Source organism: Bradyrhizobium sp. MI1.10 (genome assembly GCF_055811035.1).
This window is the reverse complement of sequence record NZ_JBVVPN010000011.1, coordinates 154727-169814: the sequence shown is the minus strand read 5'-3', so window position 1 is coordinate 169814 and position 15088 is coordinate 154727. Positions and strand designations below refer to the sequence as shown.

At 64.3% G+C, this 15088-nt stretch carries 11 protein-coding genes and 1 pseudogene; 10 read left to right on the top strand and 2 right to left on the bottom strand.

Annotated elements, in window-relative coordinates:
• The first annotated feature begins 38 nt into the window (after positions 1-38).
• The 4 genes from AC0L3K_RS14210 (at position 39) to AC0L3K_RS14195 (ending at position 3773) form a co-directional block, all read left to right on the top strand.
• Positions 39-1781 carry an ArnT family glycosyltransferase gene (locus AC0L3K_RS14210; protein WP_007591232.1) on the top strand — a complete coding sequence of 581 codons (1743 nt, stop codon included), beginning with the start codon at positions 39-41 and terminating at the stop codon, positions 1779-1781.
• A gap of 1 nt (position 1782) precedes the next feature.
• On the top strand, positions 1783-2628 hold the full coding sequence (locus tag AC0L3K_RS14205; protein WP_219680184.1) for a phosphatase PAP2 family protein: 846 nt from the start codon (positions 1783-1785) through the stop codon (positions 2626-2628).
• Positions 2629-2691: 63 nt separating this feature from the next.
• Complete coding sequence (locus tag AC0L3K_RS14200) at positions 2692-3438, top strand: glycosyltransferase family 2 protein (RefSeq protein WP_007591225.1); 747 nt, start codon at positions 2692-2694, stop codon at positions 3436-3438.
• On the top strand, positions 3435-3773 hold the full coding sequence (locus tag AC0L3K_RS14195) for a lipid-A-disaccharide synthase N-terminal domain-containing protein (RefSeq protein WP_007591223.1): 339 nt from the start codon (positions 3435-3437) through the stop codon (positions 3771-3773). Before AC0L3K_RS14200 ends, AC0L3K_RS14195 begins: the two co-directional genes overlap by 4 nt.
• Positions 3774-3783: 10 nt before the next feature.
• Here the strand turns inward: AC0L3K_RS14195 and AC0L3K_RS14190 are convergent, their stop codons facing one another.
• The gene (locus AC0L3K_RS14190; protein WP_007591220.1) at positions 3784-5475 is read right to left on the bottom strand and encodes a Na/Pi cotransporter family protein; all 1692 of its coding nucleotides are present in this window, start codon (positions 5473-5475) and stop codon (positions 3784-3786) included.
• A gap of 156 nt (positions 5476-5631) precedes the next feature.
• Positions 5632-6816 carry a cystathionine beta-lyase gene (metC, locus tag AC0L3K_RS14185; protein WP_007591219.1) on the bottom strand — a complete coding sequence of 395 codons (1185 nt, stop codon included), beginning with the start codon at positions 6814-6816 and terminating at the stop codon, positions 5632-5634.
• A 395-nt stretch (positions 6817-7211) separates the two neighbouring features.
• On the opposite strand from metC, the gene AC0L3K_RS14180 reads away from it, so the two are divergent.
• From AC0L3K_RS14180 to AC0L3K_RS14155, 6 genes and pseudogenes are all read left to right on the top strand, one after another.
• Positions 7212-8228 (top strand): amino acid ABC transporter substrate-binding protein, encoded by a 1017-nt coding sequence (locus AC0L3K_RS14180; protein ID WP_007591217.1) that lies wholly within the window; start codon positions 7212-7214, stop codon positions 8226-8228.
• A 25-nt stretch (positions 8229-8253) separates the two neighbouring features.
• Positions 8254-9459: an amino acid ABC transporter permease gene (locus tag AC0L3K_RS14175; RefSeq protein ID WP_219680181.1), complete on the top strand. Its 1206-nt coding sequence runs from the start codon at positions 8254-8256 to the stop codon at positions 9457-9459.
• Positions 9456-10976, top strand: a complete 1521-nt coding sequence (locus AC0L3K_RS14170; protein WP_219680178.1) for an amino acid ABC transporter permease — start codon at positions 9456-9458, stop codon at positions 10974-10976. Before AC0L3K_RS14175 ends, AC0L3K_RS14170 begins: the two co-directional genes overlap by 4 nt.
• Positions 10977-10987: 11 nt before the next feature.
• The gene (locus AC0L3K_RS14165) at positions 10988-11725 is read left to right on the top strand and encodes an amino acid ABC transporter ATP-binding protein (protein WP_007591212.1); all 738 of its coding nucleotides are present in this window, start codon (positions 10988-10990) and stop codon (positions 11723-11725) included.
• A 100-nt stretch (positions 11726-11825) separates the two neighbouring features.
• Positions 11826-12995, top strand: a pseudogene (locus AC0L3K_RS14160) (tetratricopeptide repeat protein); the annotation flags it as partial.
• A complete protein-coding gene (locus AC0L3K_RS14155; RefSeq protein WP_446479879.1) occupies positions 12917-15052 on the top strand; it encodes an O-linked N-acetylglucosamine transferase, SPINDLY family protein in 2136 nt (711 codons plus the stop codon). The pseudogene AC0L3K_RS14160 and the gene AC0L3K_RS14155, both read left to right, overlap by 79 nt.
• Positions 15053-15088 lie beyond the last annotated feature (36 nt).

Here is a 15088-nt window from a genome sequence, read left to right as displayed (position 1 = left end):
CGGTTGTGGCGATGGCGGTTTCAGCGTAAGCGGAACCGATGGCTGAAACCTACCCAGCACCCCGTTTTGGAGCTCCCCGCGAGCCGAAATCCCCGGTGAATCCGGGCAGCCGGCTCGTGTTCATGTTCGACATCGCCACCGCCAGCCACGTCCGCGCGGTGAGCTTCCTGTTGCTGTGCGCGCTGCTGCTATTCCTGCCGGGCTTCTTCACGATTCCGCCGGTTGACCGCGACGAGGCGCGCTTTGCGCAGGCCACCAAGCAGATGGTCGAGAGTGGCGATTATGTCGACATCCGTTTCCAGGAGGACGTCCGCTACAAGAAGCCGGTCGGGATCTACTGGCTGCAATCGGCTGCGGTCGAGACGGCGTCGGCGCTCGGTCTGCCGAAGGCCGAGTTGCGGATCTGGGTCTACCGGCTGCCGTCGCTGATCGGCGCGATCGGTGCCGTGCTCATGACCTACTGGACGGCGCTCGGCTTCGTCACGCGGCGCGCCGCGGTGCTTGCAGCACTTCTGATGTGCGCCTCCGTGCTGCTCGGGGTCGAGGCGCGGCTTGCGAAGACCGACGCCATGCTGCTGTTCTGCGTGGTCGCCGCGATGGGCGCGATGGGGCGGGCCTATCTGTCGTGGCAGCGCGCCGAGGACGAGACGCGTCCGCCCTGGAGCTGGCCCGCGATCTTCTGGACCGCGCTCGCTGTCGGCATCCTGATCAAGGGCCCGCTGATCCTGATGTTCGCGGGCCTGACCATTGTCGCGCTCGCGATCCAGGACCGCGACGCCTCCTGGCTATGGAAGTTGCGCCCGCTCTGGGGCCTGATGTGGATGCTGGTGCTGGTGCTGCCCTGGTTCGTCGCGATCTTCTGGCGCGCGGGCGATGCCTTCTTCGCCGATTCCGTCGGCGGCGACATGCTGAGCAAGTTGGGCGCGCAGGAATCCCACGGCGCGCCGCCCGGTCTGTATCTGGCGCTGTTCTGGATCACGTTCTGGCCCGGCGCGCCGCTCGCGGCGATGGCGGCGCCCGCGGTCTGGCGCGCGCGTCGCGAGCCCGGCGCGCAGTTCCTGCTGGCCTGGCTGATCCCATCCTGGATCGTGTTCGAGGTGGTGCTGACCAAGCTGCCCCATTACGTGCTGCCGCTGTATCCTGCGATCGCGATCCTCACCGCGGGCGCGCTCGAGCGGCGCGTGCTGTCCTGGTCCTGGCTGATGCGCGGCTCGGCCTGGTGGTTCGCGATCCCTGTTGGCGGCTCGATCATCGCGGTCGTCGGCGCGGTGATGCTGACTCGACAGCCTGCTTTCGTGGCCTGGCCGTTCATCGCGGCCTCGCTGATCTTCGGCCTGTTCGCCTGGTGGCTTCACGACAACAATCACGCCGAGCGCTCGCTGCTCAACGCGCTGGTCGCAGCCCTGATGCTCGCGGTAACAGTCTACGGCATCGTGCTGCCGTCGCTGACGCCGCTGTTTCCGAGCATCGAGATCGCACGCGCGCTTCGCAACGTCACCTGCGTCGGCCCGAAGGCGGCCGCGGCCGGCTATCACGAGCCGAGCCTCGTCTTCCTGACGGGTACGCAGACGCTGCTCACCGACGGTTCGGGCGCGGCGGATTTCCTGCGGCAAGGAAGCTGCCGTTTCGCGCTGATCGAGCAGCGTTCGGAGCGCGGCTTCGTGCAGCGCGCCGAGGCGATCGGGTTGCGCTATAAGGTCGGCACGCGCATCGACGGCTACAATTTCTCGCAAGGGCGTGCGATCTCGATCTCGATCTTCCGCTCGGAAGGCACCGAGTAGGATGTCGGCACCAACCGACATCGCGCCGCGCGCGAGCTATCCCGCGCAATTGCTCACGCTCTCGGGGCGCGCCCTGGCACAGCTCGTGCGCACGCCCTCGCATTCGCGCCGCGCCGAGGCCGCGCGAAAGCTGGCGCGGCATTCGCTGTGGCTGAGTGCGGCAGGTGCAGCCCTGGTCATCGCGCTGATGGTCGTTTTCGACCTGACCGAGATCCAGCTGATGCCGGCGCGTGGCACGCCGGGCCTGTGGCCGATCCGCATCCTCACTGATTTCGGCAAGGACGAGTATGTGCTCTCGGTGCTCGGGGGCCTGCTGGTGGTGCTGGCGCTGGTTGCGGCGGGATTGCGCGGCACAAGCCGCGCGTTGCTGCTCGGCCTCGGCACGCGGCTGCAGTTCATGTTCCTGTCTGTTGCCGTGTCCGTATTCGTCGCCGAGATCCTGAAATATCTCATCGGTCGAGGACGTCCGTTCGTCGGCGGCAAGGCCAATCCGTTCAACTTCATCCCGTTCGAGGGGACCGGGGCCTATGCCAGCCTGCCGTCGGGGCATGCGGTGACGGCGTTCGCGCTGGCGTTCGCGGTCTCGGCGCTGTGGCCGCGCCTGCGCGTGTTCATGTTCACTTACGCGATCGTGATCCTGCTGACGCGACTGGTGCTGCTTGCGCACCACCCGAGTGACGTTGTGGCCGGCGCCTTGGTCGGCTTGGTCGGCGCCTTGGCGGTGCGCTACTGGTTCGCGGCCCGCAGGCTCGGCTTTGCCATCCGTGCCGACGGCACCATTGTGCCTCTTGCAGGGGCGGTCTCGGGCCGCCTCAAAAGGGTTGCCCACGGGGCATCCGCCCCATAAAAGCGGCTGCCTGCCGGGACCGCCGGTTCCCGAGCCAAGCCAATTCTAACCACGAGCTTCGATTTGTCGTCCCAGCCTTCGGTTTTCCAGCCCTCGGTTTCCATCGTCGTTCCCGTGCGCAACGAAGCCGACAACATCGTGCCGCTGATCGAGGAGATCGTCGCAGCGCTCGACGGCCGCTGGACCTATGAGATCATCTACGTCAATGACGGTTCGAGCGACGCGACCGGCGAACGGCTCGGCGCGGTCATGAAGCAGCGGGACAATCTGCGCCAGCTGCGCCATGCCAGATCAGGCGGCCAGTCCGCGGCCGTGCGCAGCGGCGTGCGTGCGGCACGCGGTGCCATCGTGGCGACGCTCGACGGCGACGGCCAGAACAATCCGGCTTTCCTGCCCGACCTGATCGCGGCGGTCGAGAACGGAAGCAAGGTTGGACTTGCCGCCGGACAACGCGTCGGCCGCAAGGATACCGGCTTCAAGAAATTCCAGTCGCGCATCGCCAACGGCGTCCGCAACGCGATCCTGAAGGACGGGACGCGCGATACCGGCTGCGGCCTGAAGGCGTTCCGGCGCGAGGTGTTCCTGATGATGCCCTATTTCGACGGGCTGCATCGCTTCCTGCCGGCACTGGTGCGCCGCGAGGGCTACGAGATCGCCTATGTCGACGTGATCGACCGGCCGCGCCGCTCCGGCGTTTCGAACTACGGTTTCTTCGACCGGCTGTGGATCGGCATCATGGATCTCGGGGGCGTGTGGTGGCTGATCCGCCGCAAGAAGCCGACGCCGGATGTGACTGAGGTGACGGCATGATCATCCAATACGGTCAGGCGCTGAGCAATTATTTCTACGACGTCTTCGTGGCCAAGTTCGACTTCTGGCTCGCGTTCGGCCTCGTCGCGCAACTGTTCTTCACGGCACGCTTCCTGGTGCAGTGGATCGCGAGCGAGCGCGCCGGCAACAGCGTGGTGCCGATGGCGTTCTGGTTCTGCTCCATGGGCGGCGGGCTGATGACGCTGGTCTACGGCGTCGTCAAGCGCGAGCCCGTCATTATCCTCGGCCAGGCGCTGGCGACCATCATCTATATCCGCAACATCATGCTGATCGTGAAGAACCGCGGCCGCGCGTCAAAGACGCTGGAGCGCTGATCCGACGCGACTAGCGCGGCAAGGCCGACGCCGCGCCCGTTGCGGGCAGGGCAGCGGTCCCCGTCTCGGTCCTGCGATGGGGCTCGCCGGCTGCGTCGAGCACGGGATAGGCGACCGAGCAGATATGCGAGTGGATGCGGCGCAGGTCCCGCAGCACGTCGAGATGCAGCGACGTGGTTTCGATGGTCTCGGGACGGCCCTCGCGCAGGCGGTCGAGGTGGCGCTCGACGGCGGCCAGCTCGGTGTTGCGCAGCGCCGTCTTCTCCACCAGCAGCTTGCGCGCCTCGTTGGCGTCGCCCGACATGAAGACGCCGAAGGCGATGCGCAGCGAATCCATCGTGCGCTTGTGGAAGGCGGCGAGCTCCTCGGCGCCCTCGGGCGAGAACTGGAAGCGGCGCTTGATCTTCTTGGTCGCCAGCTCGCTCAAGCTCTTGTCGATGATGTCGCCGATATGTTCCAGATTGATGGCGAAGGAGATGATCTCCATCGCGCGCCGGCCCTCGCTCTCGTCGAGACTGCCCCGCATGAGTTTGGTCACGTAGAGCTTGATGGCTTCGTCGAGGCCGTCGACGATGTTGTCCATCTTCGAGACCTGGTCGACCAGCGCGCGGTCACCGCTCATCATCGCCGCCATCACCTTGCGCAGCATGATTTCGACGAGATCGCCCATGCGCAGGGTTTCGCGGCCGGCATCGGCCAGCGCCAGCGACGGCGATTCCAGCGCAGTCTCGTCGAGATAGCGCGGCCGGGCCGGATCGGCCTCCTGAACGCGATCGGGCAAGAGCCGGGTCAACAGGCGCGACATGGGGTCGAGCAGGCCAATGAAGATGATGGCTGTGCCGACGTTGAAGGCGATATGAAATGCCGCCGTCATCCTGGCGAGATCGGGTTGCCAAGCGTGCATGTGCTCGGCGATCGGGCCCAGGAAGGGCAGGACGAGGGCGATTCCGATCACGCGGTTGACGAGATTGCCCACCGGCAGGCGATAGCTGGCGGGATCGTCGCGTCTGGCGCCTTCGAACACAGGATTGATGGCGCTGCCGAGATTGGCGCCAAGCACCAGTGCGAGCGCGGCGTAAGGCGAGATGAACTGCGAATAGGCGAGTGACATGATCAGCAGCACGCTTGCGACGCTCGAATGCACCGCCCAGGTGACGAGCGCCGCGATCAGGATGCACAGAACGGGATCGCCCGTGATGGAGGACATCATGACGCGGACGCCCGGTGCGTTCTCGGCCGGGGCCAGCGTGTCGAGCAGGATGTGCAGCGACAGCAGCATCAGTCCGAGACCGATCGAGACACGGCCGACATCCTTGATCCGCGAGCGCGGACCCACGCGGAAGGCGACCAGTCCGAGCACGAACAGGACCGGCGCGACGGCGGCGATGTTGAACGACAGCACCTGCACGATCAACGTCGTGCCGACATTGGCGCCGAGCATGATGGCAAGCGCGGTGACAAGGCTGAGCAGGCCCTCGGCTGCGAACGAGCTCGTGAGCAGCGCAGTCGCGGTGCTGCTCTGGAGCAGCGCCGTCAGCCCGAGACCGGCAGCAAACGCGTTGAAGCGGTTACCAAGAGCCTTGCCGAGCAGCCGTCGCAGGTCCGGGCCAAAGGCACGCAGAATCCCGCTGTGGACCATGTGCAGGCCCCACAGCAACAGCGCCACGCCGCCCATCAGATCGAGCAGTACCAACGTTCCCATGCTCCGAGTCCGGATTGGAGTCGATTGGTGAGGCTAGCGCCAAATGCTTGAGGTTCAAACCATTTGTTGGCGCAGGGGGCATCAACGTTTGCAGCGGCTACACGTTCCTGCGGCGCGCGTTGGCGCGTGCGCAGGCGCAGTGCCTTGTGAACAGGCTCACATTGCCGCTTTGAGGGCAGCGAAGCCGCGATCGAGGTCGGCCTTGAGGTCGTCAGTGCTCTCCAGCCCGATGTGCAGACGCAGGGTAGGGCCGCCCGGCGCCCACTTGGTCGCCGTGCGATAGCCGTCGCAGTCGAAAGGAATCGCAAGGCTCTCGAAGCCGCCCCAGGAAAAGCCCATGCCGAACAGCTTGAGCGTGTTGAGCATTGTGTCGACCGCCTTCTGCGGCGCCGGCTTCAGCACGATGCTGAATAGGCCCGACGCGCCCGTGAAGTCGCGCTTCCAGATCGCATGGCCCGGATCGGTCTCGAGTGCCGGATGCAACACGCGCGCGACCTCTGGCCGGTTGGCGAGCCAGCGCGCCATGTCGAGGCCGGAGCGATGATGCTGCGCCAGCCGCACCGACAGCGTACGCAGGCCGCGCAGCGCCAGGAAGACGTCATCGGGACCGGCGCAGACGCCGAGCAGGCGGATGCCTTCGGCGATCTGCGGCCATGCCCTGGCATTGGCCGAGATGGTGCCGAACATGATGTCGGAATGGCCGCCGATATATTTGGTGGCGGCCTGCATGCTGATGTCGACGCCCTGTTCGAGCGAGCGGTGATAAAGCGGCGTCGCCCAGGTGTTGTCGTCGATGACGAGCGCGCCGCGCGCATGTGCGACATCGGCGATGGCGCGGATGTCGGGCATCTCGAACGACTGCGAGCCGGGCGCCTCGACCAGGACGGCGCTTGTGTTGGATCTGAACAGCTTGTCGATGCCGGCGCCGATCATCGGATCGAAGTAGGTGGTCTCGATGCCGTAGCGGGTGAGCATGCCATTGCAGAAATTGCGCGAGGGCCGGTAGACGTTGTCGCAGACCAGGATGTGGTCGCCGGCCTTCAGCACCGAGAGCAGGGTGGTGGAGATCGCCGACAGGCCCGACGGCACGATGCCGACGCCGGCGCATTGTGGCCCCTCCAGCGCCATCAGCGTCTCCTGGAACGCCTTGGTGGTGGGGGAACCATGGCGACCATAGGTGAACTCGCCGCGATGGGCGTGCAGGTCCTCGGCGGTCGGATAGAGCACGGTCGAGCCGTGGAACACCGGAGGATTGACAAACCCCTTCTGCGCCTTGGTGTCGCGGCCGGAGGTGACCAGCCGGGTCTCGGCGTGCTGTTCGGAGGGGTGTGAGGAATCCATGCGTCTGCTTTCAAAAGCGCGTTTCCACCAGGCGCGCTGCGCCCGCGGGCAGGCCGAAAGGCCGCTGTCGTTAATAACAGAACACAGAAGAGTCCCGTCAACCCCTTGACCCGGCACGCCAGCCGTTCTGTTATCGCAGGTGCTAGTCAGTCGCCGCATGTTGAGGGGCCTGCCGCGACCTTCGATCCATCGCCTGACCGGACCACGCGCCACAGCCGTAACGGCGGGCGCCTTTCGGCGGGGATTAAGGTAGGGCCTCCCGGGATCGGCGGGTGATCGGCAAGGTTTTCCAGCATGACTCTTGCAGGGCTGGTCCTGATACGGCTAGCCCTGGCAGAGACGATCGCAAAGACAACGTTCCTGACCTTGAGACGACTTTGAAAGGCCCCAAGCCCATGAAACGCGTAATCCTGGCTCTCACTCTCGCCCTCGCCGCCGGCCTGACGGCCCAAGCCGCCGAGGCGCAAACGCTCAAGACCGTCAAGGACCGCGGCATGCTGTCCTGCGGCGTCAGTCAGGGCCTGCCCGGCTTCTCCTCGCCGGACGACAAGGGCAACTGGACCGGGCTTGATGTCGACGTCTGCCGCGCGATCGCCGGGGCGATCTTCAACGATCCGACCAAGGTCAAGTACGTGCCGCTCTCCGCCAAGGACCGCTTCACGGCGCTGCAATCCGGCGAAGTCGACGTGCTGTCGCGCAACACCACCTGGACCATCTCGCGCGACACCTCGCTCGGCGCAAACTTCACCGGCGTGACCTATTATGACGGGCAGGGCTTCATGGTGAAGAAGTCGCTCAAGGTGAACTCCGCGCTCGAGCTCAACAGCGCCTCGGTCTGCGTCCAGACCGGCACCACCACGGAGCAGAATCTCGCCGACTACTTCAAGGCCAACAACATGAAGTACGAGGTGATCGCGTTCGGCACCAACGACGAAACGGTCAAGGCCTACGAGGCCGGGCGCTGCGACGTCTTCACCACCGACCAGTCGGGCCTTTACGCCAACCGCCTGAAGCTTGCCAATCCCGGCGATCACATGGTGCTCCCGGAAATCATCTCGAAGGAGCCGCTCGGACCGATGGTGCGCCACGGCGACGACCAGTGGTTCGACATCGTGAAATGGACGCTGTTTGCCATGATCACCGCCGAAGAGCTCGGCGTGACCGCGAAGAACGTCGACGAGAAGGCGAAGCAGGAAAATCCGGAGCTGAAGCGCGTCCTCGGCACCGACGGCAATTTCGGTGAACAGCTCGGCCTGAGCAAGGATTGGGTGGTGCGCATCGTGAAAGCCGTCGGCAATTACGGCGAAGTGTTCGACCGCAACGTCGGCGCAGGCTCGCCGCTTGGTATCAATCGGGGACTCAACAATCTCTGGAATAAGGGCGGTCTCCAATACGCGCCGCCGATCCGCTGACCCCGCCTGACCCGCGCTCGCGGCGATGAGCATCGAGGCCCGCAAACCCCCGCCCCAGATCGCGCTGAAGATCAGGCGCGTCCTGGGGGGCAAGACAGGCTGGAACGGCATCGCCGTCCAGTTTGCCTTCGCTGCGGTCCTGGGCTGGATTGCCTATGAAATCGTCTCCAACGCCCGCGCCAACCTCGAGAACCAGCACATTGCGGCCGGCTTCGGCTTCCTCGCGAACAACGCCGGTTTCGACGTCAATCAGACGCTGATCTCGTATACCGGCTCGGACACGTTCCTGCGCGTGTTCCTGGTCGGGCTCCTCAATACGCTCGTGGTCTCGGTGGTGGGCATCGTGTTTGCCACCGTGATCGGCTTCATTGTCGCGCTGTGCCGGCTGTCACCCAACTGGTTGCTCGCGCGCATTGGCGAAATCTATGTCGAGATCATCCGCAACCTGCCGGTGCTGTTCCAGATCCTGTTCTGGTACCTGGCGGTGCTTGCTGCCTTGCCTAATCCACGACAGAGCATTTCGCTGCTCGGCATCGCTTTCGTCAGCAATCGCGGTCTCGTCATTCCCCGGCCGATCGGCGAGAGCGGCTTCGAGGCGTTTCTTGTGGTGCTGGCGCTCGGCATCGTGGCTTCGGTGGTGCTGCGCATCCACGCGCGCCGGGCGCTGTTCCAGCGGGGGCAGATGATCCGGATCTGGCCCTATGTGCTGGGCCTGCTGTTCGGACTGCCGCTCGTCACCATTCTGGTAGCGGGTCTGCCCTTCAGCTTCGAGCTGCCGCAGCTCAAGGGCTTCAATTTCGCCGGCGGCTCGCGGATCATCCCGGAGTTCGTGGCGCTCACATTGGCCTTGTCGACCTATACGGCTGCCTTCATCGCCGAGATCGTGCGCGCGGGCATCCTCTCCGTCCACAGCGGGCAGATGGAGGCGGGATCGTCGCTGGGCCTGAGCCGCGGCACCACGCTGCGCCTGGTGGTCGTGCCGCAGGCGATGCGCGTCATCGTTCCGCCGCTGACCAACCAGTACCTCAATCTCACCAAGAATTCGTCGCTGGCCGTCGCGATCGGCTATCCTGACCTTGTCTCCGTGTTCGCTGGCACGTCGCTGAGCCAGACCGGGCAGGCCATCGAGATCATCGCCATGACGATGGGCGTCTATCTCCTGATCTCGCTGATCACCAGCGCCGTCATGAGCGTCTACGGTTGGCGCATCAGCCGGAGTCTCGGCGCATGAGCGATATCACCTCGTCCAGCTTCGTCCGCCAGGATCTTCTCGATGAGCGTCCCGCGCCGGTGAAGACCACGGGCTTCGTCGGCCTGGTGCGGACGCGCCTGTTCAACTCGCCGACCAACATCCTGCTCACGATCGTCGGCGCCTTGCTGCTATGGTTCACCATCATTCCTTCCGTCAGATTCCTGATGGTCGATGCAGTCTGGACCGGTAAGGATCGCACGGCCTGCCTCGCCGAGAACGCCGGCTTTACGGTCGGCGCCTGCTGGCCCTACATCCAGGCCAAGCTGCCGCAACTGATCTACGGCTTCTACCCCGAAGCCGAACGCTGGCGGGTCAACCTCACGCTCGTCCTGTCGGTGGTCCTGTTGGTGCCGTTGCTCATTCCACGACTGCCGTCGAAAGGATTGAACGCAGGCCTGTTCTTCTTTGCGTTTCCAGTGGTCGCATTCTTTCTGCTGCATGGCGGCGGCATCAAGGGATTTGGCCTGAGCTGGACCGCTGACCTGCTGCAACTGTTCGACGACAGCATCATCGGCGCCGGCAAGGCTCTGCTCGGTCTCGGCAAGACATCCTCTGCCGCACCGCTGTTGTGGGTCGTCGGCAATGTCATCATGCTCGTGGGGACCGCGATCTACTGGCTGATCTTTCCGCTGACCTGGCTGCGTGACCAGCTGCAGGGGACGGGCCAGTCGGTCTGGGCCGATTTCGCCATCACCGCCGCGATCGTCTCGCTGATCGCCTTCGTTCTCGGCGGCGGCCTCCGCACGGGGGGGCGGGCCCTGACGTCCAGCGTCGTCACCTTCGCCGCCATCGCAATCGTGATCAAGCTGATGGGGCTCGATCACGGCGGACTGCCGATCGTGCAGACGAACCTGTGGGGCGGACTTCTGGTGACGCTGGTGGTCTCCGTCACGGGCATCGTCACCTCGCTGCCGATCGGCATTGCGCTGGCGCTTGGCCGCCGCTCGACCATTCCGCTGATCCGGATCTTCTCGATCGCCTTCATCGAGTTCTGGCGCGGCGTGCCGCTGATCACCGTGCTGTTCTTCGCCACCTACATGCTGCCGCTGTTTCTGCCGGGCAATTTCACAGTCGACGGGTTGGTGCGTGCGCTGATTGGAATTTCGCTGTTCACGGGCGCCTATCAGGCTGAGAACGTCCGTGGCGGGCTGGCTGCTATCCCGCGCGGGCAGGGCGAGGCGGCCGCGGCATTGGGGCTGTCCTGGTGGAAGACGACCTCGCTGATCGTGCTGCCGCAGGCGCTGCGCCACGTCATTCCGAACCTCGTCAACAGCTTCATCTCCCTGTTCAAGGACACGTCGCTGGTCTCGATCGTGGCGCTGTTCGATCTGCTGGGCTCGCTGCGGGCGTCGTTCTCGGATCCGAAATGGTCGTCGCCGTCGACCGCGTTCACCGGGTTCGCCTTCGCCGGGATCATCTACTTCATCTTCTGCTTTGGAATGTCACGCTACTCGCTCTTCGTCGAGCACCGCCTCAACGCTCACCGCCGCAACTGATCGAGGTCACCATGTCCGACCCCATCGTCAAAATTTCCGGCTTGAACAAATGGTACGGCGAATTTCACGTGCTGCGCGACATCGACCTTGCGGTCGAGAAGGGCGAGCGCATCGTGATCTGCGGCCCCTCCGGCTCGGGCAAGTCGACGCTGATCCGCTGCATCAACGCGCTCGAGGAGTTTCAGGAAGGCGAGATCGTCGTTGACGGCATCGAGCTCGGGCCGAACCTGAAGCATGTCGATGCGGTGCGGCGCGAAGTCGGCATGGTGTTCCAGAGCTTCAACCTGTTTCCTCACCTGTCCGTGCTGGACAATTGCACGCTGGCGCCGATCTGGGTGCGCAACATCCCCAAGAAGGATGCCGAAGCGGCGGCGATGAAGTTTCTGGAGCGGGTCAAGATCCCGCACCAGGCCAACAAGTTTCCGGGGCAGATGTCCGGTGGTCAGCAGCAGCGCGTTGCGATTGCCCGCGCGCTGACGATGAACCCGAAGGTGATGCTGTTCGACGAGCCGACCTCGGCGCTCGACCCCGAAATGGTCAAGGAGGTGCTGGACACCATGGTCGACCTTGCCGAGGAGGGCATGACCATGCTGGTCGTCACCCACGAGATGGGCTTTGCCCGCGAGGTCGCCAACCGCGTGGTGTTCATGGACGCGGGCCAGATCATCGAAGCCAACACGCCCAACGAGTTCTTCGCGGCCCCGCAGCACGCCCGCACAAAACTGTTCCTGAGCCAGATCCTGCGCTGAGCACCTGCAATCCGGTGGCGTCGCTGGTCTAACCGATCCGCCAGCTTGGCACCATGCGAATCGGCCAGCCTCTTTTCGGGCCATACTCCGGAGAGAGACTTTGCAGAGCAGCGCCGGCGCGCGCGCATTCCAGAACGCGCGATTGCAAAAGAAATTGAGGAAGCAGGCGGACGCGCTCATGTCCGCCGCGGTTCAGGCACTCGGGCAGGGCAGATACGCAGAGGTCGAGACACTCTGCCGGCGGATTCTGACGGAGGTTCCGGATCATTTCGACGCCGCGCACCTGCTTGGCCTGCGCGCGTATGATGGCGGGCGCCTCGATGAGGCGCAACAATTGCTCGAGCGCGCGACCGTGCTCGATCCACGTTCGCCCGATGCCCATGGCAATCTCGGGGCAGTGTATTTCACCCTCCAGAAGTTTCAGGACGCTCGCGCATGCCAGGAGAAAGCCATTGCGCTGAAGCCGAATTCTCCGATCGCCTTGACCAATCTCGGCAATACGCTGCTGCACATGGGCTTCGCCGAGCAGGCTATCGAGCTGCACGAACGCGCTATCAGGCTGAAGCCGGACTATGCCGATGCATTCTGCAATCGTGGCATGGCGGAGCTGATCGAAGGGCAGTTCCAGCGCGCCAAGGAGAGTTTCGATCGCGCCCTCGCGTTTCAACCGCGTCATGCGGAAGCGATCGCGGGCAAGGGCATGGTGTGCATCGAGCTCCGGCACTACGAAGAGGCGGCCGCGGCGATCGCGGCAGGGCTCGCGATCAAGCCGGATTCGCCGAAGATTCTGGCGCAGCGCGGACGGCTCAATCTCGATCTGTTGCGGCTGGAGCAGGCGCTCGCGGATTTCGATGCGGCGCTGGCGCTTTCACCGAGGCTCGAAGTGGCCTTGCAGGGGAAGGCGCAAGTCAACATTCTCAAGGGCAATACGGCCGGGGCGATTGCGGTCGTCAAGAAGTTGCTCGAGGAACATCCGCGGTCCGACATCGGAATTGCGCTCCTGGCTTCCTGCTATGCGAGCCAGGGAGACATCGCGACGGCGCTCGAACATCTCGATGCAGGGCTGGCAATCGCGCCTGACTATGCGGACTTGATCGGGCGCAAGATATTCTTGCTGGACTATCTCCCCGACGCGGATTTTGCGGTCCAGCAGGCTGCGCGAAAACATTGGTGGGAAGCGATCGGCGCCAAATTGCCGCAAAGGGTGTTGTCGCCCCGCAAGCTCGACCCGGACAAGCGGATCTTGATCGGATATGTCGCTTCCGAATTCACCTGCTTGGCTTGGGCGCATTCGCGAGCCGACAGTTCGAGGCAGCGAAACAGGCACTGAAATATGCCGTGACGCTCGACCCACGCTCCGCACAGGCTTTTTCCGATTTGGGAGCCACGCATTTCGCACTTGGGGAATATGAGGACGCGCGTACGTCCCTGGAGAGGGCCATCGCGTTGAAGCCGAGCTTCCCGATGGCCTTGGCCAATCTCGGCAATACCTTGTTGCACCTAAACCGCGTCGAGCAGGCTATCGAATTGTACGATCGCGCGATCGGGCTGAAGCCCGATCATGCCGATGCGCTGTGCAATCGCGGCCTGGCAGAGCTTGCGCTGCGCCAGCTTGATCGCGCCAAACAGAGCTTCGAGCGCGCGCTGTTGTTTCAGCCGCGAAACGTGGAGGCGCTCGTCGGCAAAGGTCTGGTCAATATCGAGCTCAAGCACTTCGACGAGGCCAAAGGCGCGCTGGAGGCGGCGCTCGCGATCAGGCCGGGTTCGGCGAAGATTCTGGCGAACCGTGGGCGGCTCAATCTTGAGACGTCGAGGTTGGAACAGGCCGCGTCAGATTTTGACGCGGCCCTTGCGCTTGCGCCCAAGCTCGAGGTGGCCCTGCAGGGGAAGGCGCAAGTCGCGCTCGCCATGGGAAACACGGCGCAAGCAATTCTGGCCTGCACGACGTTGCTGGAGGAATATCCACGCTCCGCGATCGGAATGGCGCTGCTGAGCGCTTGTTTTGCAAACCAGGGAGAGATCGCATCAGCAATCGAGCTTCTCGATGCGGCGTTGGCCATTGTGCCGGATGCCTCCTTGATCGGGCGGAAGATCTTCTTCCTCGACTATCTCTCCGACGCCGATTTCGCGGTTCAGCAGGCCGCGCGAAAACAGTGGTGGGACGCGATCGGCTCGAGATTGCCGCGAAGGACTCTTGCCCCGCGGCAGCTCGATCCCGACAGGCGGATCGTGGTTGGCTATGTTGCTGCCGAGTTTTGGCATCACTCGGCAGCGTTCGCTCTGTTACCGGTGCTGCGCCATCATGATCACGCCAGGTTCGAGATCGTCTGCTATTCGTGCTCGCCGGTAAGAGATGAGATGACCGCCGCATTCAGGTCCTCGGCGGACGTCTGGGTCGACGCCTGGCAGCTTTCGGACGACGAACTCGCCGATCGCATCCAGGCGGACAAGGTCGATATCCTGATCGACGTGTCCGGGCACACCACCGGCAACAGGCTCCACGTCTTCGCCCGCAAGCCGGCCCCGATCCAGGTCTCGGGTTTCGGACACGCTACGGGCACGGGCCTGCAGACCATGGACTACGTGCTCGCGGATCCCATCTTCATTCCGCAATCGGCGCGCCATCTGCTGGCTGAAAAGGTCTACGACCTGCCGTGCCTGATCACGATCGATCCCATTTTGGATGTACCTGCATCGGAGCCGCCCATGCTCCGCAACGGCCATGTCACCTTCGGCGTGTTCAACCGCATCTACAAGATCTCGGACGAGGCCATCCGGGTGTGGTCGAACGTGATGCGCGAGGTGACCGGTTCGAAGATCGTCATCAAGCATACGCTGCTCGACGATCCCATGCTGCGCGATAGTCTGATCGCGCGGTTCGTGGCGCAGGGCGTTGCCGAGGAGAATGTCATCTGCCTGGGCTCGACGCCGCGCCACGAGCACCTGCGGGCGTTTGCAAACGTCGACATATCGCTCGACACGTTCCCGCAAAACGGCGGCGTCAGCACCTGGGAATCGCTCTATGCGGGCGTTCCGGTCGTGGCCAAGCTCGGCAACGGCGCCTCGTCGCGTGCCGGCGGTTCGATCGTGGCTGCTGTCGGTCTCGACGACTGGGTCGCCGAGGATGACGAGGGCTATGCCGCGATCGCCTGCAAATATGCGGCGCAGCCGGCGCACCTGGCGAAGTTGCGTAGCGAGTTGCCGGCTCGGATCGCAGCCTCCCCCGCCGGCAATGTCGAAATCTACACGGCCAGGGTCGAGGCGGGCTATCGCCAGTTCTGGCGCGACTATTGTGCCGCGGCTGCCGAAGGCGGCGAGGGCGCCTGACCCTCTCGGGTGGGGCGAAGTCTCGAATTGCGCTGG

Coding starts and splice junctions, on each gene's coding strand:
- AC0L3K_RS14210 (WP_007591232.1), top strand. CDS start 39: ATGGCTGAAACCTACCCAGCACCCCGTTTTGGAGCTCCCCGCGAGCCG.
- AC0L3K_RS14205 (WP_219680184.1), top strand. CDS start 1,783: ATGTCGGCACCAACCGACATCGCGCCGCGCGCGAGCTATCCCGCGCAA.
- AC0L3K_RS14195 (WP_007591223.1), top strand. CDS start 3,435: ATGATCATCCAATACGGTCAGGCGCTGAGCAATTATTTCTACGACGTC.
- AC0L3K_RS14190 (WP_007591220.1), bottom strand. CDS start 5,475: ATGGGAACGTTGGTACTGCTCGATCTGATGGGCGGCGTGGCGCTGTTG.
- metC (WP_007591219.1), bottom strand. CDS start 6,816: ATGGATTCCTCACACCCCTCCGAACAGCACGCCGAGACCCGGCTGGTC.
- AC0L3K_RS14180 (WP_007591217.1), top strand. CDS start 7,212: ATGAAACGCGTAATCCTGGCTCTCACTCTCGCCCTCGCCGCCGGCCTG.
- AC0L3K_RS14175 (WP_219680181.1), top strand. CDS start 8,254: ATGAGCATCGAGGCCCGCAAACCCCCGCCCCAGATCGCGCTGAAGATC.
- AC0L3K_RS14170 (WP_219680178.1), top strand. CDS start 9,456: ATGAGCGATATCACCTCGTCCAGCTTCGTCCGCCAGGATCTTCTCGAT.
- AC0L3K_RS14165 (WP_007591212.1), top strand. CDS start 10,988: ATGTCCGACCCCATCGTCAAAATTTCCGGCTTGAACAAATGGTACGGC.